The sequence below is a fragment of the Salinicola sp. MH3R3-1 genome, from assembly GCF_001937155.1.
Lineage (GTDB): Bacteria > Pseudomonadota > Gammaproteobacteria > Pseudomonadales > Halomonadaceae > Salinicola > Salinicola halophyticus.
Map to the genome: position 1 here is coordinate 73509 of NZ_MSDP01000025.1, position 16790 is coordinate 90298.

At 61.1% G+C, this 16790-nt stretch carries 17 protein-coding genes; 3 read left to right on the forward strand and 14 right to left on the reverse strand.

All coding sequences use genetic code 11. The annotated features are described in order from the left end of the window. Nucleotides 1-34 precede the first annotated feature (34 nt). The 8 genes from BTW08_RS14865 to BTW08_RS14900 form a co-directional block, all read right to left on the reverse strand. Nucleotides 35-1669: an ATP-binding protein gene (locus tag BTW08_RS14865; protein WP_075563307.1), complete on the reverse strand. Its 1635-nt coding sequence runs from the start codon at nt 1667-1669 to the stop codon at nt 35-37. Nucleotides 1670-1935: 266 nt separating this feature from the next. Beyond that, nucleotides 1936-2655 (reverse strand): response regulator transcription factor, encoded by a 720-nt coding sequence (locus BTW08_RS14870; protein WP_075563308.1) that lies wholly within the window; start codon nt 2653-2655, stop codon nt 1936-1938. Nucleotides 2656-2977: 322 nt separating this feature from the next. Continuing rightward, nucleotides 2978-3625, reverse strand: a complete 648-nt coding sequence (locus tag BTW08_RS14875) for a glutathione S-transferase (protein ID WP_075563309.1) — start codon at nt 3623-3625, stop codon at nt 2978-2980. A 23-nt stretch (nt 3626-3648) separates the two neighbouring features. After that, a complete protein-coding gene (locus tag BTW08_RS14880; protein WP_139313676.1) occupies nt 3649-4185 on the reverse strand; it encodes a carboxypeptidase-like regulatory domain-containing protein in 537 nt (178 codons plus the stop codon). 217 nt (nt 4186-4402) lie between these two features. Continuing rightward, nucleotides 4403-4927, reverse strand: a complete 525-nt coding sequence (locus BTW08_RS14885; protein ID WP_075563310.1) for a retropepsin-like aspartic protease — start codon at nt 4925-4927, stop codon at nt 4403-4405. Then, a complete protein-coding gene (locus BTW08_RS14890; RefSeq protein ID WP_075563311.1) occupies nt 4917-5189 on the reverse strand; it encodes a DUF3253 domain-containing protein in 273 nt (90 codons plus the stop codon). The genes BTW08_RS14885 and BTW08_RS14890 overlap by 11 nt, the downstream gene beginning before the upstream one ends. A gap of 6 nt (nt 5190-5195) precedes the next feature. Next, complete coding sequence (locus tag BTW08_RS14895) at nt 5196-5819, reverse strand: YbhB/YbcL family Raf kinase inhibitor-like protein (RefSeq protein ID WP_075563312.1); 624 nt, start codon at nt 5817-5819, stop codon at nt 5196-5198. A 256-nt stretch (nt 5820-6075) separates the two neighbouring features. Further along, complete coding sequence (locus tag BTW08_RS14900) at nt 6076-6774, reverse strand: extensin family protein (RefSeq protein ID WP_075563360.1); 699 nt, start codon at nt 6772-6774, stop codon at nt 6076-6078. 205 nt (nt 6775-6979) lie between these two features. On the opposite strand from BTW08_RS14900, the gene BTW08_RS14905 reads away from it, so the two are divergent. Both BTW08_RS14905 and BTW08_RS14910 read left to right on the forward strand, forming a co-directional pair. Beyond that, nucleotides 6980-7756, forward strand: coding sequence for an EAL domain-containing protein (locus tag BTW08_RS14905; protein ID WP_075563313.1), 777 nt, complete (start codon nt 6980-6982; stop codon nt 7754-7756). Nucleotides 7757-7832: 76 nt separating this feature from the next. Beyond that, nucleotides 7833-9185 (forward strand): sensor domain-containing diguanylate cyclase, encoded by a 1353-nt coding sequence (locus BTW08_RS14910; protein ID WP_168170668.1) that lies wholly within the window; start codon nt 7833-7835, stop codon nt 9183-9185. A 123-nt stretch (nt 9186-9308) separates the two neighbouring features. Here BTW08_RS14910 and madM read toward each other — a convergent pair whose 3' ends face one another. The 4 genes from madM to BTW08_RS14930 form a co-directional block, all read right to left on the reverse strand. Next, entirely contained in the window at nt 9309-10070 is a 762-nt protein-coding gene (gene madM, locus BTW08_RS14915) for a malonate transporter subunit MadM (RefSeq protein ID WP_075563314.1), read from the reverse strand. A gap of 14 nt (nt 10071-10084) precedes the next feature. Beyond that, nucleotides 10085-10486: a malonate transporter subunit MadL gene (gene madL / locus BTW08_RS14920; RefSeq protein WP_075563315.1), complete on the reverse strand. Its 402-nt coding sequence runs from the start codon at nt 10484-10486 to the stop codon at nt 10085-10087. Nucleotides 10487-10691: 205 nt separating this feature from the next. Further along, nucleotides 10692-12230 carry a malonyl-CoA synthase gene (locus BTW08_RS14925; RefSeq protein WP_075563316.1) on the reverse strand — a complete coding sequence of 513 codons (1539 nt, stop codon included), beginning with the start codon at nt 12228-12230 and terminating at the stop codon, nt 10692-10694. Nucleotides 12231-12266: 36 nt separating this feature from the next. Next, nucleotides 12267-13631 (reverse strand): malonyl-CoA decarboxylase, encoded by a 1365-nt coding sequence (locus BTW08_RS14930; RefSeq protein WP_075563317.1) that lies wholly within the window; start codon nt 13629-13631, stop codon nt 12267-12269. A gap of 212 nt (nt 13632-13843) precedes the next feature. Between BTW08_RS14930 and BTW08_RS14935 the strand changes: the two genes are divergently transcribed. Next, nucleotides 13844-14521: a GntR family transcriptional regulator gene (locus tag BTW08_RS14935; protein WP_075563318.1), complete on the forward strand. Its 678-nt coding sequence runs from the start codon at nt 13844-13846 to the stop codon at nt 14519-14521. A gap of 43 nt (nt 14522-14564) precedes the next feature. Here the strand turns inward: BTW08_RS14935 and BTW08_RS19160 are convergent, their stop codons facing one another. Both BTW08_RS19160 and BTW08_RS14940 read right to left on the reverse strand, forming a co-directional pair. Then, nucleotides 14565-14738 (reverse strand): hypothetical protein, encoded by a 174-nt coding sequence (locus BTW08_RS19160; protein ID WP_168170669.1) that lies wholly within the window; start codon nt 14736-14738, stop codon nt 14565-14567. Nucleotides 14739-14964: 226 nt separating this feature from the next. After that, entirely contained in the window at nt 14965-16599 is a 1635-nt protein-coding gene (locus BTW08_RS14940; protein WP_075563319.1) for a BCCT family transporter, read from the reverse strand. Nucleotides 16600-16790: the final 191 nt, after the last annotated feature.

Consider the following 16790-nt stretch of genomic DNA (forward strand, 5'->3'; position numbering starts at 1 on the left):
AAAACCGCGACACGGGATTGGAAGCGCATCGTCGTCAGGTCGACTCTTCATCGAAAGTCAGCGGCCGGATTGCCTCGCGCCCGTGCAGCGGCAGCAACAGGCTGAATCGGGCACCGCCCAGGCTCTCGCTGCGATCGACCACGACGTTGCCCCCGTGCCAGGCCATGATCTTCTGGACGATGGAGAGCCCCAGCCCGTAGCCGCCGGAGCGTCGCGTACGACTATCATCGAGCCGTGCGAACGGCTTGAAGATGGCGATACGTTTCTCTTCCGGTACACCGGGGCCGTCATCCTCGACATCGATACGGACCGCTCGCGGCTCGCGGTGGACGTTCACCATGACCCGATGCTCAGCGTGGCGACAGGCATTGGCGACCAGATTCTGCACCGCCCGCTGCAGATAGCGCGGTTCCGCTTCCACCTCCAGCTCTTCGCCATCGGCAACCCGCAACTCGAGATGGGGGTGTAGCGGACTCAGGGTATCCAGCACTCGCCACGCCACCGCGCGGCACTCCAAGCTCTCGGTCTTCAGCGACACCCCTTGCGCGGTTTCGCTGTCGAGCTTGGCATAGGTCAGAATTTCATCGATCAGCCGGTCGAGTTCGGCAATATCCTCGTCGATGCCGGCCAGCTGGCGCTGGGCGACTTCATCCCGACTGAGATCCTCCAGCATCTGTACCGCGAAACGAATGCGTGCCACCGGCGTGCGCAATTCATGCGACACCGCACGAATCATCTCCTGCTGGCTGCGCAATAGCGACTGAACCTGGGAGGCCATGCCGTTGAGCGCCATGCCCAGACGTCCGACGAAATCGTTGCTGTCGACCCGCACTCTCGAATTGAGATGGCCCGCCGCAATTCGCGTTGCGGCGCGCTCGAGCCGACCCACTCGGCCCTCGACGCTCCACACGATCAGATAGATCCCCCCCGCCAGAGCGGTCAGCACCATGATCAACAACGCCAGGGCCAACGACAGTGGCACCGATTCGAATCCGGGCAGCGGGCCGATCCGCAGCCAGCGGTCCGCACCGACTCGAGCGTGAATATAAAGCTCGCTGAGGCCGGTATCGAAACGCACCACCACCTCGCCGGCATCGAGACGCGTCGCCTGGATCGGGTCGACATCCGTCGGGGGTGACGTGTACAGACCGATCGGCACGTGGAACTGACGTTTGACGCGCGCAAGCCGGCGAGCCTGAATATCGGCCTTCTCGCCACTCAACCAGCTGCGAAGCACCTCGGTTATCCCCCGAAGCTGCATCTCGTTGAGACTATTGATGCGTGACGCCAGCACCCAGTCCGAGTGAGGCAGTTGGTAGAGAGAACGCCAGCCGTCGTCGGTCGACTCGATCACCGGGCGATTCTCGCGCAGGCGTGCACGCTCGAAGTAGTTCAGCGACAGATCATCGAGCCTGAACAGTCCCAACGGCATGCCCAAGGTCGACGCCATCGACGCCAGCCATTCGTCGCGCTTGGCCAACGGCTGGAGCGAGACGAGATCGGCGAGCAACGCCAGCGGACCGCTGACCAGATTTTCCCGGTAGTGCTCCTGGCGCACTTTATCGACCATCAGGAAGCCGAACAGCACCATCGCGAAGGTGATGACCAACGCCGCCAGCAGCGACGCGTAGAATCGCAGAAATGTGCTGTCGGTAAAGGAACGACGCATGTTGGATCTCGCGCGGCAATCGGCTTATAGAGCAGCCCGAACGGGGACTCCGGCTTCCTACAGGAAGAGACGGGGCCCACCGAGGGACGGTATCGGAGTCGACGAGCGGAAAGAAGGGAAATCGGCCATGAGCCTTCCTGCAATCCGGCATCATCTTCGCCCATCGGCGACGGGAGCCCAAGGAGAAGAGCCCAGCACCAGGCGGCTCGCCGAGCGGCTGTCATGTCACTGCCGACGGCGGCCACGTGAGCCGGCCCCTTCTCGCTTCAACTGTCCCGGACGAAGAGATACCCTTTGCTACGCACGGTCTTGATGCGATGAGGGTGATTGGGATCGTCACCAATCTTGGGACGAATGCGCGAGACTCGCACGTCGATGGAACGATCCTGCCCGTCATACTTGATGCCGCGCAGTTGGGAGAAGATCTCCTCCCGCGTCAGTACGCGACCGGCATTGTCGGCCAGCAGCCAGAGGAGATCGAATTCGGCGCTGGTCAGGTCGATCCGCTGTTCTTCCAGCCACGCTTCACGCGTTGCGCTGTCGATGACCAGGTTCTCGAACGTCAGACGCGTCGCCCCGCTCGAAGAGATCATGCTGTCGGCACGACGCATCAGCGCCCGCATGCGGGCCAGCAGCACTCGTGGCTGGACCGGCTTGGGCACGTAATCATCGGCCCCCATCTCCAGGCCCAGCACCTGATCCATGTCGTCGGTGCGTGCCGTCAGCATCAGAATGGGGCCGGGATAATGCGGTCGTGCCCGGCGACAGATCGACAGGCCATCCTCGCCGGGCAGCATCAAATCGAGGATCACCATATCCGGCTGTTCCTCGATGATGCGCTCCACCCCGCGGGCACCATCGTGTTCGAGTCCTACCTGGAAGCCATTGGCCTCGAGATATTCCCGCGTCAGATGAGCCAGACGTTCGTCGTCTTCGATAATCAATACGCGATCTTGATGTGCAGTGCTGTCCAAGCTGTCATCCATCCCTTTGAGTTGGCCTCGAAACCCTGCATACCATGATGTTCATTTATTATGGGTCAGTTGCCGGTAAAGCCGGCGTCGAAAGCCGGGCAATATCACTAGCTGCAACTGCTTCAGTCTGCTTGAAAACAGGCTTATGGAAACGGTAATTCACGCCACGCGAGTCGGAGAAGCGTAGCGGGTTACACAGCATCATACCCGAATTGTTCCCTTTGTAACCCCGTATCGCCAATGGTCTACGCCAGTCATGGGTAAATTCAGACGAGACACCGCCGAGATCGACTGACTGCCGCGGACACATCGGCTCGCGCCATCGCTCTGCTTCTCAGTAAGCCAGGCGCCCATACAGTTCGCCGAACGGCCGCATCACATGGCGCTGATAGGCAGGCCGTGCCTGCAGTCGCTGATACCACACTTCGATGTTAGGCAGCGGCGGTCGGGGAATCTCGAGTTCGAAATAGCGGTAGAGCGTGGCCCCGGCCGGAATATCGGCCAGCCCCAGACGTTCGCCACCGAGAAATGGCGTGTCCGCCAAGTGGCTGTCGAGCCGCCGATAAAGACGGTCGCACCGTGCCAGAGAACGCTCGATGGCGGCATCGTCATGCTGGTCGCCCGGAGTCCGATAGAATCCCCAGAACACGCCGCCGAAAAAAGCGGGCTCCAGTTCGGAAAGCGACCAGTCAAGCCAGCGATCGGCCTCTGACTGAGCGGCAGGCGTCTTGCGCCGGAAATCGTCATTGCCATGGGCAGCGGCAAGATAGCGCAGGATCGAATGGGTCTCCCAGACCACGGTCTCGCCGTCCTGGATCACGGGAATTCGACCGTTGGGATTCAGCGCCAGAAATTCCGCCGATTCCAGTCCCCCATCCTCACCGCCTGCCGGTCGATGAACGTAATCGAGCGCCAGTTCGTCGGCCAGCCACAGCACCTTCTGCACGTTGTACGAGCTACGCCTTCCCCAGATGGTCAGCACGATTCGACTCCCTGTCGTTGGATTCAGCGGCTCAGGTCCACGTCCCGCGTCTGCCCCTTGCCGAGTTCAATCTGCTTGATGATGATCGGGCTGCGCGACTCGCCACCGGGTAGTAGTACGCTTCCGGCGACGTAGAACACGCCCGCCGGAATGCCTCTGACGACGAAATACCCGTTGCCATCGGTCTTGGCATAGTGGGTGTATTCCCGAGCGCGGGGATCGGCCGGTTCGATCTTGCGCCCCGAAAGCGCCACATCGGCAGCCTCGGCCGCATAGCGCGTGGCCGGCGCCACGGATACCGTCTCGCCGCCACCCACCAAAGTCTGGCCATCTGATGTTGTATAGGTCAAACGCCCTTGCACGGCCGATGTGCCGGTCTTCTCGAGCCGGGCATACTCGTCCGCCGGAAAGGGAATCTGACGCTTCACCACGACTTCGTCGCTACCGGAACGATCGAAGATGTCCGGCATCTGCAACGATCCCGTGGAAAAACTCTCACAGCCTGCCAGGATCAATGTCACCGCCAGCGCCAAGGCACCCCGCCACAGATTTCCCGCCATTATCGATGTCTCCCTGAGAATTCATCACGACCCGTCATCTCGACGACTCGTCCTCTTGTTGGTCCTGCACTCGAATCGTGACTCGATCGCTCACCCGTCCAATCGGGCAACGAGTTCACAACCCGTTTCCTATCCAGCCCAGCGCACCCGCGGGCCAGTGCATCCCCGGGCCAGCGCACCCGCGGAGTGACATCCCGACGGCGGTTGCGCTGACCGCTCACGATTCGGGCGGACCGATGATCATCCGGTCGCCGCTTATCCTGATATCGAAGCGATCGAGAAAGCTCATGCCGAGCAACACGACATCGTCATCGATCCCGGCATGGATCGAACCGGCGACACCACGTGCTTCCAACCCCCCGAGCCTGACGCTATCGAGCGCTGTCAGATGCCCGCTGACACGACCGTTGGCGGTGCTGAACATGGCTTCCGGACCGGGCTCAATCTCCAGGGCGCGGGCCAGCGACCGGGAGAGCGAAACGTAGGTGGCGCCGGTATCGATCAGCAGCTTGACGGCATGGCCGTCGATCTCGCCCGGCGCCACGAAGTGCCCGCGAGCATTGCGCTTCAATGTTACCGGGGTCTGTTCGATCGACGTTGCGGTAGCAAGACCGGCGTTGGGGTCGTTGCGACGCTGCTCCACGCCCCGAAACCACCACCCGGCCAGCAACAGCAGCAGGACCCAGAACACCACCATCATGCCGACGCCGGTACGACGCGCGCCGCGACCATCATCTCCCATTCGGGCGAGCCTTCAGCTGCAGGCGTATCGGTCCCTGCCAGGGCAAGTCGGGCGATAGTGTCCGGCCCTTCTGGCTGACCCGAAGATACCCGGCCTGGGCCAGCTCACGCGCGCAGTCGCGTACGTCGACCATCAGCGGACGCCAGTCGTCTGACAGTTGGCGCGCCACCTCGGAGGGGCAGAAGGTCTTGTCCGAGCCGCGCGACGCCGCCATCGACAGTATCGCGCGACTCAGCGCCGCCGAATCCGTGGCTGCAGTCATGACGAATCAGCGCAGATCCGGATTGAGCGTGTAGGTCGCCGTGATGCTGGACTCGGCCAGTACATGCCCCTCCATCGCCTCGCGCACCTGCTCGCCGGTAAATTCGCCCGCCAGCCCGAGGGTGGGAATATCCAGCGCGAACACGGCAAAGGTGTAACGATGAATGACCTCGTCGTTCCACGGCGGGCAAGGCCCATCGTAGCCGCCGTAGACGCCAGCCATGTCCGGATCGCCGGCCATGAATCCGGTGTAACCGTTGATGCCGCTGACGCCTTTGGCGGTCTGCCCCGGCGCCTTGCCCTTGGGGACGACGCCATCGGCCATCTCGCCTTCCTCGATCAGATTGACCTCGGCAGGAATATCGATCAGCACCCAATGATAGAAATCGACGCGCGGCAGACTCGCGGGCAGCGTCTTGCCTTCCTGATTGACGTCGTCCGCTACGCCCGGCACGTCCGGATCGGTTATCAGCATAACGAAACTCTGTGTCCCCTGCGGGGCGTCCAGCCAGCGCACTTCCGGATTGCGATTGTCACCCAGACGCATGTGCTGGTCGGGGTCAGGGATGGCAAAAGCGAACAGTGCCGGGATCGGCTGGCCTTCCTCGATACCTTTGACGGTCAAACGCATGAGCTTCTCCTTAGCTGCAGGTAAAACGGAAAATCGATGATTGCGATGACGACGACGTGGGCCCCGCAATCGACACCCGTGTCGGCAAGATCGTCATGGAATTTATCGACAACCTTAGGTGCCCGCGCGCCTTTTGTCATGATCCGGAAGTCGTTTGTCATGATCCGGAAATCGTTGACACCATCGGCGTCAGTAGAAAACCGGCGGCCTGGTCAGTCACTGACATCGTGATTGCGGTACGCCGCCGACGCCCAGGCTAGCGGCAGAACGACACGCCGCGCATGCCGAGATGAAAATGGTTGGCGTGAGCGGCGTTGTAGTCCGGCCCCAAGGTGGTCCCGAAGTAGTGACAGGCGCCGGCTTTCGCCTGGTGCAGAAACTCACCCTGCGTGCCGACGTCATCCCAGTCGTCGAGCACACTGATGGCCCGCCCATTCTCGAATCGAAACCCTGCGACATCGAGTGCCGAGGCCGTGGCGTGTTCGCTGCGCCGGGCGTTCTCGCGATGGTATATATTGCGGCAGGCGAAAGAGCCGTAGTGCTGAACGCTCGAGACACGCGAGCCGAGCAGTCGCTCGGCCAGCGGCTGTAACTCGTGCTGCTCGTACATCGTCCATGCCAATGCCAAAGGGCAGCTTGCGACGAAGCTCGAACTGAATGCCACCTGCGTGCTCGATAGCCGAACCACGTTTGTCAGGGGACAGCCCGCCGTCGGCGTATAGTCGTCGAGCGGTGTGAAAGAGATTGCTGGCGCGGTCTCGAGAGCGGCGAGGCAAGCCTCGCGATCGCCGGCCAGACGCTTGAGCTTCCAGCGTGTCATCGGTGTGACGGGGTCCTCTATCGCTAGCGGCGCGAAGGGATTCCACTCTCGCGGGATCTGCCAGCCCCCCTTGTCGAAAGCGACACCGACGGCAATCGCCAGCAGACAGAACATGGTGCTCCAGGAAGGTTTCATAGGTTCCCAAGGGCCGATAAATGCGTTCCAGACGTCGAACCCGTCAATCGAGACGAAGACTGACAGCGACATTCACACGTTTCCGCTAAATCACTGCTATTCGATTCCGATCAAGTGATCTAAGCTGGGTTAGCTTGCCGAGAATATCAGCATCGCATCTCTGGCAACGTCGTCACTACCGCGCATGTCGTCAAGGAGGACAGCAATGCCGGGCTGCGCCAGACACGAGAACCTCTGCGGACGCTGTGATGCGCCGCTGGACTTCGATTTCACCATGGCTTTTCAGCCACTCGTCGATATCGCCCAAGGCCATGTCTATGGCTATGAAGCGCTCGTCAGAGGCCCTGGCGGGGAGTCGGCCGCCTCGATTCTGGCCAGAGTCGACGCCACGACACTCTATCGCTTCGATCAGGCATGCCGTGTCAAGGCGATCGAACTGGCCCACGAGCTGGGCGCCGTCGGCATGCTGTCGATCAATTTCCTCCCCAATGCCGTCTACGAGCCGCAAGCCTGTATTCAGGCGACCCTGAAGGCTGCAGAACGCGTCGGCTGGCCGGTCAGCAGACTCTGCTTCGAGATTACCGAATCCGAAAGCGTCGCGGACCGTCGCCATCTCCAGAACATCGTGGACAGCTATCGGGCAATGGGAATGAAAACGGCGCTGGACGATTTCGGCACCGGTCACGCCAATCTCGATCTGCTGATCGATATCTCGCCCGACGTGCTAAAAATCGACCGCCAACTGATCAGCCATATACAGGTAGCACCAAGACAACAACGAATCGTCGAACACATCGTCACCCTGGCCCATCAGCTCGGTATTACGCTGATCGCCGAGGGCGTCGAAACAATAGAAGAAGCTCGCTGGCTCTATCAGCATGGTATTGCGAGGCAGCAGGGATACTGGTTTGCCAGACCGATCGCAGGACAACTACCTACTTGCCCCGATTCGCGCTTCGCGTTGGCCCGGGGTGAACGCTAACGATCCGACGCGTCTGGCTACTCTTCTCACCGTATGAACCTCGGTATCCTAGCTTATGGTTGCTTCGAAAAATCGGTTGCCCCGCCAGTCGGTGGATGCTTCATCCACCGCTGACGGGCTGGACACGCTCAACATCGCCGCATTGATCTATCGGATCGATGAGGATGTGCCGTTGCTGGTCGATGCCAACGAGACAGCGAGACGTCTATTATCGATAGGTGACAGTTTCCCCACAGCCGACCCCTGGCATTGGCTGGATGCCCGGCGATGTCCGGCAACCGGCGCCCGACATCCAGCGATGCTTGAGGACGATTCACACGCCTCGCCTCAGTGGCAATACTTTCATCTCCGTCAAAGCCGGAAGCCACTGCGAGCCGTCAAGCTCAAGATTTCGCCACTGGATGTCCCCGCCGACGGCGACCACCGGCGCCATGTCCTGATTGCCGTCGGCGAGATTACCGAGGCCGACAGCGATGCCACTCCCAGTCTGCTGCCCCAGGCCGAGCCCCAACTGCACCAGATGCTGGGGAATCTGCCCATGGGCGTGTGCGTCATCGATGTCGAGGGCTATCTGCGCCTGGTCAACCGCGCTTTTTGCCGGTTCTTCGGCTATACGGAGAGCGAGCTGCTCAATGCCCATTTCCGCAAGCTGTTGCCCGAGCAGCATCGCCCAGCCGCCGACCAGTATCACGCTGCCAGTTTTCCCGATGCGCTGAATCAGCGTCGCGCGGTGGAGGTTCTGTTGCGGGATGGATCGACCCGGACCGTCATCATCGAGGATACGATCAACCATGACGACCTCGGCCGCCCACAGCACATCGCCTTTCTCGTCGATATCACCGAGCGACGCAATCTCGAACGTCGGCTGGAGCAGAAGAACCGACGTCTCGAGTACCTGGCAACGCGCGATGACCTAACGGGACTGCACAATCGCCGTTTCGGCCTCGAACTGCTGGAACAGACGCTGGAACGCAGTCAGCGCTACGGCGAGAAAGTCTCCGTCGCCATGCTCGATCTTGACTATTTCAAGGAGATCAACGATCAGTATGGTCACCCTGTCGGCGACACCATCCTGACGGACTTCAGCCGTCTCGTGGTCGAGTTGCTGCGCGCAAGCGACACCTTCATTCGCTGGGGAGGTGAAGAGTTCCTGATGATTCTGCCCGGCATCGACCGGTTCGCGGCGCAGACCACGTTGAACCGCCTCATCGAGCAACTTCACGACCACCCGCTGAGCCCCTACGATCTTCGGATAAGCTTCTCCGCCGGCGTCGGCGAGCATCATCATCAGACGTCGAAGGGATTGCTCGAAGAGATCGATCAGGCGCTCTATCAGGCCAAGTCTGCCGGCCGCGGCTGCGTCGCCATCGCGCCGATTTGTGTCTCCCGGCCCGGGCAGTGTTGCAATCAGGCATTTTCGTCGCTCTGACGTGACGGCCAGCCTCTGGCCGGCCATCTCGCTAATCTCGACTGCATCGCCGTTCGCTCGGCCTGGCGATCGGCCAGGCCCATGAGAAAGCGCTGGGGACGACTCCGGGAAGATCGCCCCGATCTAGAAGATCGTTCGCACGGCCAGAAACAGCACGGTCGGTGCCAGCAGGATGCCCAGCCCGGTATAGAACGTCGCCGTCATCGCGCCGTAAGGCACCAGTCGCGCATCGGTCGCCGCCAGGCCTGCAGCAACGCCGCTGGTCGTGCCGATCAAGCCACCGAAGATCATCGCCGAGCGCGGGTTGTCCAGCCCGATCAGTTTTGCGGTCATCGGGGTCGCGATCATGGTCAGAATCGACTTGACCAGACCGGCAGCGATCGACAGCGCGATCACTTCCGAGCTCGCCCCCAGCGTGGCCCCGGTGACCGGTCCGACGATATAGGTCACTGCGCCCGCCGCGATGGTGGTGATGTCGACCGGGTCGGTATAGCCGAAACCGATCGCCACGGCAGCCCCTGCCACGAACGAGACGAGAACGCCGAGAAACAACGCGATCACGCCGCGCAGGCCAGCCTTCTTGATTTCGTGAAGCCGGACACCGTAGGCGGTGGCGATGATCGCCAGATCCCGCAACATGCCGCCGCCCATCAGCCCGAGCCCGGAAAACAGCGTGACATCCGAAAGCCCCTTGCTACCGCCGGTGGACACGCCGCCGATGTAGGCAAGTACCAGGCCGATGATGATCGCAATGGCGGAACCGTGCAGACGCCCCGCCGTCAGATGGCGACTGAGCCAGTAGGCCACGTACATGGTGAGACCAATCACCGCGAAAGCCGCGATCAGGTGATATTTGTCGACCAGAGAGACAATGGAATCGTTCATGTCGGCAATCTCGCTCAATGGCCGCTAGGGGCAGTGGGGGTCGACTCGAGCGGGCTCGCGTCATCGGTCTTCTTGCCGGTCAGTACCGGAACCAGCGCCAACCCCAGCACGACCGAGAGCACGCCGGCCAGGATCGCCACCATGCCGCCGCTGAATGCCGCCGCCACGTTCTGACTCGCCGCCATGGCCACCACGATCGGAATGTACATCGCATTCCAGAAGTTGATGCCGCTCTCCGTCGTTTCCGGCAGCTTGTCGCGGTCCTTGAGATAGCCGGTCACGAAGATCAGCAGCAGCATGGCGATACCCACCCCGCCCAGATTGGAATCGATTCCCAGCAGCTGGCCGAGCACGTCGCCGATGATTAGCCCCGCCAGCATGCAGCCGGCCAGGAGTGCTACACCGTAGATCACCATCGTCATCACCTCTTGGGTATTGTTATAGCGCGTTTTAATGGGACGTCGTTTTATGAAGCCTCGTTATGGCGCTTTGCTTTAGGACGTCGTCATGGATGGCTCGGTCGAATGAGCCTGGCGTGTCTCGAGACGAGCACCGTCTACCGCACGGTGACCGCCATGCCGCGTTACCCACGCGGCAAGGGTGAAAAGCGTTCGGCAACACTTACGGGCGTGCCGTTTCTGCACCGGTATAGATATCGGCATAGCGCTCCCGCAGCGCGTTCTTCTGGACCTTGCCCATGACATTGCGCGGCAGGCTATCGATGAAGAACACCCGCTTGGGCTGCTTGTAGCGCGCGACCTTGTCCTTGAGCGCCGCCAGCACCTGAGCTTCATCGAGTGTTTCGCCGGGCTTGACCACCACTGCCGCCGTCACCCCCTCGCCAAGATCGGGGTGTGCCACGCCGATGACCGCCGACTCCACCACCTGAGGCAGTTCGTCGATCCACTGTTCGACCTCCTTGGGGTAGACGTTGTAGCCACCGGAGATCACCAGATCCTTGTCGCGCCCAACGATGTGCAGGTAGCCATCGTCATCGATCAGACCGAGATCACCGGTAATGAAGAAGCCGTCTTCCCGGAATTCCGAAGCGGTCTTTTCCGGCATCCGCCAGTAACCCTGAAAGACGTTGGGCCCGCGAACTTCCACCAGACCGGTCTCCCCCGACGCCAGCGTCTTGCCGCTCTCGCGCTCGGTGATCCGCACTTCGCTACCCGGCAGGGCGAAGCCGACAGTGCCCGGGCGGCGCTCGCCGTCGTAGGGATTCGACGTGTTCATGTTGGTTTCGGTCATGCCGTAGCGTTCGAGAATGGCGTGGCCGGTACGTTCGTGAAATTCGTGGTGGGTCTCGGCCAGCAGCGGCGCGGAACCGGACACGAACAGTCGCATGTTGGCGGTCGTCTCTCTGTTCAGACGCGGGCTGGCCAGCAGCCGGGTGTAGAACGTCGGCACCCCCATCAGCGCCGTCGCCCGCGGCATCAGGTCCAGCAGCTGGTCGGCATCGAGCTTGGGCATGAAAGTCATCGAGGCGCCGACGGTCAGAACGATGTTGCACGCCACGAACAGCCCATGAGTATGGAAAATCGGCAGCGCGTGCAGCAGGTGATCGTCAGCCGTGAATTGCCAGGTCTGCGCCAGCGCCTGACTGTTGGCGGCAAGATTGCCGTGGCTCAGCATCGCACCCTTGGAACGCCCGGTGGTGCCGGACGTATACAGGATCGAGGCCAGGTCATTGGCTTCGAGTTCGGCGAGACGAGAATCCTCCTCGGCGTTGCCGACCCGTTCCATCAACGAACCATCGACATCGGCGCCCAGGCTTTCGACGACTGACACGCCGCAACGCTCGGCCAGCCGCTGTGCGATCTCGAGATCCTCGGGCCGACACACATAGATCCGGGGCTCGGCGTCGGTCAGGAAATACTCGACTTCAGCTTCGGTATAGGCCGTGTTGAGCGGCAGATAGACGGCTCCTGTCTGCAGGCAGGCAAGGTAGAGCATGATCGCCTGCGGACTCTTGTCGACCTGAACCACGACACGATCGCCCGGCTCCACGCCGCTCTCGCGCAGCACCTTTGCCATGCGCCGCGAGGTAGCTAGCACGTCGCGATAGCGATACCGTTCGCCGCTCGGCGTATCGATCAACACCTTGTCCGGGTGGCGCTCGAAATTGCCCGAGAATTGCAGATAAAGATTCTGATTCATTCCACCACTCCTGCTTTGATAAACGGTCATGGCCGGTCAGGCGTCGGTTCGCGAGCCATGGCGGCAGCGTGAACGACCTTGCTTGGCTTCCCGGCGGATCTCGCTGGTGCAGACCACCGTGCCCTCGCGGCTGAACGCTTCGTGATTCTGCTCGATACGATCGAGTTCGTAGAGGTAATTGACCATCAGACCGTGGGACTGACGGCGTCCGTTCTCGGACGTGTCCCCCGGCCAGTTGAGCCGATGCAGACTGGCGCCGTTACCCAGATGGAAGCGGGCTACCGGGTCGATCGGCATGCCGCTGTCGCGTTTGACGTCGATCAGATAGTGCGCCGCCAGACCGCGAAGCTCGGGTGTCAGCTTGTCGCGCGACTTGGCATCCTCTAACCAGCGGCCGCCGTCGATACTGGCGGCGGTCTCGTCAGTCAGTTGACACGCCCCGCTCTCGCGCTCGGTCGCCAGCCACTTGGCGAACCCGGGTACCGGCGACAGCGTCACGAATTTCTCGAGATTGGGCAGCTCGCGCTTGAGCTCCTGCACCACCTGCTTGATCAGGAAGTTGCCGAAGGAGATCCCGCGCAGGCCGGCCTGACAGTTGCTGATGCTGTAGAAGGCGGCCGTATCGGCCTCTTCCGGACGCACCTCGTCGCCCCCTTCGAGAATCGTCTGGATGCTGTCGGGGATGCCGCGGCATAGGGCCACTTCGACGAAAATCAGCGGCTCGTCGCCGGTCGCCGGATGAAAGAAGGCATAGCAGTGACGATCGCCGGGATCGAGACGTCGGCGCAGGTCCGACCAGTCACCGATCGCGTGGACCGCCTCGTAGTGAATGATCTTCTCGAGCACCGCCGCCGGCGTGTTCCAGTCGATGCTCTCCAGCACCAGGAAGCCACGGTTGAACCAGGACGCAAAGAGATGCCCGAAGTCGGCATCCAAGGGCGCCAGTTCGGGATGGGTCTTGAGGCAGCGCAACAGATCCGCGCGCATTTTGACTAATTCATAAGTCCCGCCAGGGCAGAGATTCAGCCGGCGCAGCAGGTGTTGGCGTCGAGGCTCGCACGCTGCGAACAGCTGCTGCAGACTCGCGTTGTCCTCGTCGACGCGGTAGGCCGCGTAAGCTTGGTGGATGGCCTCGGGCTCGGCGGCGTAGCGCTCGCCCAGTAACTGGAAGAAGGCGATACGGTCCGCTTCGTCGAGCGAGGCATAGCGTTCCAGCGCTTCCTGGGCGATCAGAATCTGGGAAGCCTCGCCACCGGGGTGCATCAGCGTCTCGCATACCGAGGTCAATCTCGCCAGGCTACTGGCCGCCTTGCCGGAGCCGGTCCCCGTGAGGTACTGACCCCGTGTTCGGCGACCGATGCTGGATAGCAGGTCCTGGAGGAAATTCATGTTGACGTTCATGCCGGCCCTCTCGGGTCTGTGGCTATGACTTCACCAGCGACGTAAGGCGACGCTGGCGAGCGTTGAACGGAGCGAGGCGGTCCAGCCGCTAAGCCTTGGTTTCGAAACCAACGAGACATTTCGAAACCGACGGTTAACATACATGTCATCGCTCTGTTATATATAACAGTCACGCCCCGGTCATCGGGTGTCAACCTAGGAGAAAGTCTAATATGGCTCGCACCCCGCATGCCCAGCGACTTCGCGACTTGCTGGAGGATGCCATTGTCGACGGTCACTTCGCCCCGGGGGACAAACTGGATCCGGAAGCGCTGGCGCGCGAGTACGAATGCTCACGCACCCCGATCCGGGAGGCGCTGCAGCAGCTCGCGGCATCGGGTATGGTGCGTGTCTTGCCCAAGCGCGGGACTTTTGTCGCCCAGTTGAGCGTGACCGAGCTGGTCGAGCGCTTCGAAGTGATGGCGGAACTGGAGGGCATGTGCGCAAGGCTGGCGGCGCGACGTGCGACAACCGAAGAGCTGGCAGCGTTGCAGCGTGCTCAGACGGCCTGCCGGCAGTGCATGACCGCCGGCGACGCCGACGGTTACTACTATGAAAATGGCACCTTCCACCATCTAATCTATCAGGCCAGTCACAACCAGTTCCTGACCGGGGAGGCCGCGCGCCTGCACGCCATTCTGAAACCCTATCGACGCCTGCAACTGCACGCTCGCGGGCGCGTTGCCAGTAGTTTCGACGAGCATGAAGCCATCATGGCGGCGCTGGTACAGGGCGATGCCGAGGCCGCCGAGACGGCCATCAAGCACCACGTGCAGGTTCAGGGAGAGCGATTCAATGACCTGGTCGCCTCCATGCAGCGTCTGCAGGCACAGCGCCAGAACGGCGCCTGACCCGCGAGCGCATGGTTTCGGCCGCGGCAGTCGAAGACGAGAATCAGTGGAAGAGTAGCGTCACCATCAGCGCGACGCTGCCGACGATCAGCGCCGTGATGACGGAGAGACTGACTACCAGATTGAGCCAGCGATCGATCCGAGCGTCGGGGGGCGTCGGCGCACGCCGAGTCGCCCCGTGAGAGAGCTGGCGGGAAGACTTCGTGGCCGGTGGCATGGGCAAGCTCCGCAGTGGGTCATGATCGTGTTAACGGCGTCACGCCTCTCGAATTGAGTATTAAATTAAGCGGCTTCGATAAATTTCTCCACCTCTGTCATCGAGAGCCGTTGTCATGCCACTGGCCAATGCTCGATGCGCCAGGGAATCCTCGCCAACGAAAAACGGCCCCGATCCTGTCCGGATCGGGGCCGTCGTCCACAACGCTATCGATCGGCGCTATCGATCAGCGCGGGTTGATACGACGATTTTTGACATCGGGCGCGCGACGATAACGGTCTTCGTCCGCCAACTCTTCGGCTTCGAAGGCGTCGGCGCCCACCGGCGTGTCGCTGTGCTTACGATAGAGCGCGGTCAACATCGCCTTACGATCGGCGCGCAGCTCTTTCAGCGTCACGAAAATCATACCGTAGAGAATGAACGTGAACGGCAACGCGGCCAGTACCGAGGCCGACTGCAACCCTTTCAAGCCGCTTTCACCACCGGCCGAGAGCAACGTCAGGCAGATTGCCGCGATCAGCACCCCCCAGATGATCCGCTTCATCAGTGGCGGATTGAGCGAGCCGTTATCGGTCATCTGCGACACGATATAGGTGGCGGAATCCGCGGACGTCACCAGGAAGATGAAAATCAGACAGAGAGCCACGATCGACAGCACATTCGAGAACGGCATCAGATCGAACATCTGAAACAGCGCCGAAGTGATGTTGTCCGAGGTCGCCTGAGCGAGGCCCGCATCGCTGTTCATTTCCATCTGAATGGCGGCGCCACCGAATACGCCAATCCACAGACAGGCCAGCAGCGGCGGTACGACCAGCACGCCGAACACATACTGCTTGATGGTACGACCACGCGAAATTCGGGCCACAAAGGTGCCCACGAACGGCGACCAGGCAATGACCCAGGCCCAGTAGAAAATGGTCCAGTTGGATGCCCATTGACTGTCATCATACGGTGACATCCGCAGGCTCATGCCGATGAAATTCTGCAGGTAATCGCCGATACCCAAAGTGATGGTCTCGAGAATCGCGACCGTGGGTCCGGTGAACAGAATGTAGAACATCAGCGCGAAGCAGATGATCAGGTTGAGGTTGGAAAGATTCTTGATCCCCTTGTCCAGGCCCGATGTCGCCGAGAGCATGTAGCAGATGAACATCGCCCCCATGATGATGAACTGCCACATCATATTCTCGGGCACATTGAACACCGAGTGCAGGCCGCCATTGATCTGCAAGACCGCCAAGCCAATTGATGTCGCCACCCCCATCACGGTGGCGACGACGGCGAAGATATCGAGGATCGGCCCGAGCCGGCGCAGTTTCGGGCGCTTGGCCGTTACCGACGACAGTACGTTGGACACCATGCCCGCCTGCCCCTTACGGAACTGGTAATAGGCGATGATCAAGCCAACCACCGAAAACGCGGCCCACTGGTGGATACCCCAGTTGAAGAACGCGTACTGAATCGCATAGCGCGCCGATTCGGCGGATTCCGGTTCCACATCGCCGTAGGGTGGCGTCATGTAATGGGTCATCGGCTCCGCCATCCCGTAGAACACCAGGCCGACACCGAACCCTGCCGCCAACAGCATGCTTATCCAGGAGAAGAAACCATAGGTGGGTTTGCTATCCTGTGGCCCCAGACGAATTTTCCCGTATTTGCTGAACGCCAGCCCCACCAGAAAAATCACGAACCCGAAAACGGAGATCAGATAGAACCACCCGAAATAGTGCGTGGTAGCGCCCAATGCGGCGTTAGCGACATTTCCAAATCCCGTTGGAAAAATGGCACCGACGGCCACGATTGCCGCTATCACCATCGCTGAGACGATGAATACCCCTTGCTTGCCGAATTTGGGCATGTTGTCCCCTTTTGATTGTGCTGATTTCCTCTAACGCCAACAGTGTAGACGAAGCCTCTACTCTCTGCGGCCGCTCAGGGTCTACCTCGGTGCCTTTGGCGAGTCAACGGGATGCCATACGAAAACTCCCTCGACGTAAGTCTTCGTTAAGCCTTTGTACCTCAACCTCGCCCTCATCATATTTGGTGGAG

Bases quoted from the DNA above. Each gene is read 5' to 3' on its own strand.
- BTW08_RS14870 (WP_075563308.1), bottom strand. From the start codon at position 2,655: ATGGATGACAGCTTGGACAGCACTGCACATCAAGATCGCGTATTGATT.
- BTW08_RS19160 (WP_168170669.1), bottom strand. From the start codon at position 14,738: ATGCCACCGGCCACGAAGTCTTCCCGCCAGCTCTCTCACGGGGCGACT.
- madM (WP_075563314.1), bottom strand. From the start codon at position 10,070: ATGAACGATTCCATTGTCTCTCTGGTCGACAAATATCACCTGATCGCG.
- BTW08_RS14905 (WP_075563313.1), top strand. From the start codon at position 6,980: ATGCCGGGCTGCGCCAGACACGAGAACCTCTGCGGACGCTGTGATGCG.
- BTW08_RS14930 (WP_075563317.1), bottom strand. From the start codon at position 13,631: ATGAACGTCAACATGAATTTCCTCCAGGACCTGCTATCCAGCATCGGT.
- BTW08_RS14885 (WP_075563310.1), bottom strand. From the start codon at position 4,927: ATGGGAGATGATGGTCGCGGCGCGCGTCGTACCGGCGTCGGCATGATG.
- BTW08_RS14880 (WP_139313676.1), bottom strand. From the start codon at position 4,185: ATGGCGGGAAATCTGTGGCGGGGTGCCTTGGCGCTGGCGGTGACATTG.
- BTW08_RS14940 (WP_075563319.1), bottom strand. From the start codon at position 16,599: ATGCCCAAATTCGGCAAGCAAGGGGTATTCATCGTCTCAGCGATGGTG.
- BTW08_RS14890 (WP_075563311.1), bottom strand. From the start codon at position 5,189: ATGACTGCAGCCACGGATTCGGCGGCGCTGAGTCGCGCGATACTGTCG.
- BTW08_RS14895 (WP_075563312.1), bottom strand. From the start codon at position 5,819: ATGCGTTTGACCGTCAAAGGTATCGAGGAAGGCCAGCCGATCCCGGCA.
- BTW08_RS14925 (WP_075563316.1), bottom strand. From the start codon at position 12,230: ATGAATCAGAATCTTTATCTGCAATTCTCGGGCAATTTCGAGCGCCAC.
- BTW08_RS14865 (WP_075563307.1), bottom strand. From the start codon at position 1,669: ATGCGTCGTTCCTTTACCGACAGCACATTTCTGCGATTCTACGCGTCG.
- BTW08_RS14935 (WP_075563318.1), top strand. From the start codon at position 13,844: ATGGCTCGCACCCCGCATGCCCAGCGACTTCGCGACTTGCTGGAGGAT.
- BTW08_RS14900 (WP_075563360.1), bottom strand. From the start codon at position 6,774: ATGAAACCTTCCTGGAGCACCATGTTCTGTCTGCTGGCGATTGCCGTC.
- madL (WP_075563315.1), bottom strand. From the start codon at position 10,486: ATGGTGATCTACGGTGTAGCACTCCTGGCCGGCTGCATGCTGGCGGGG.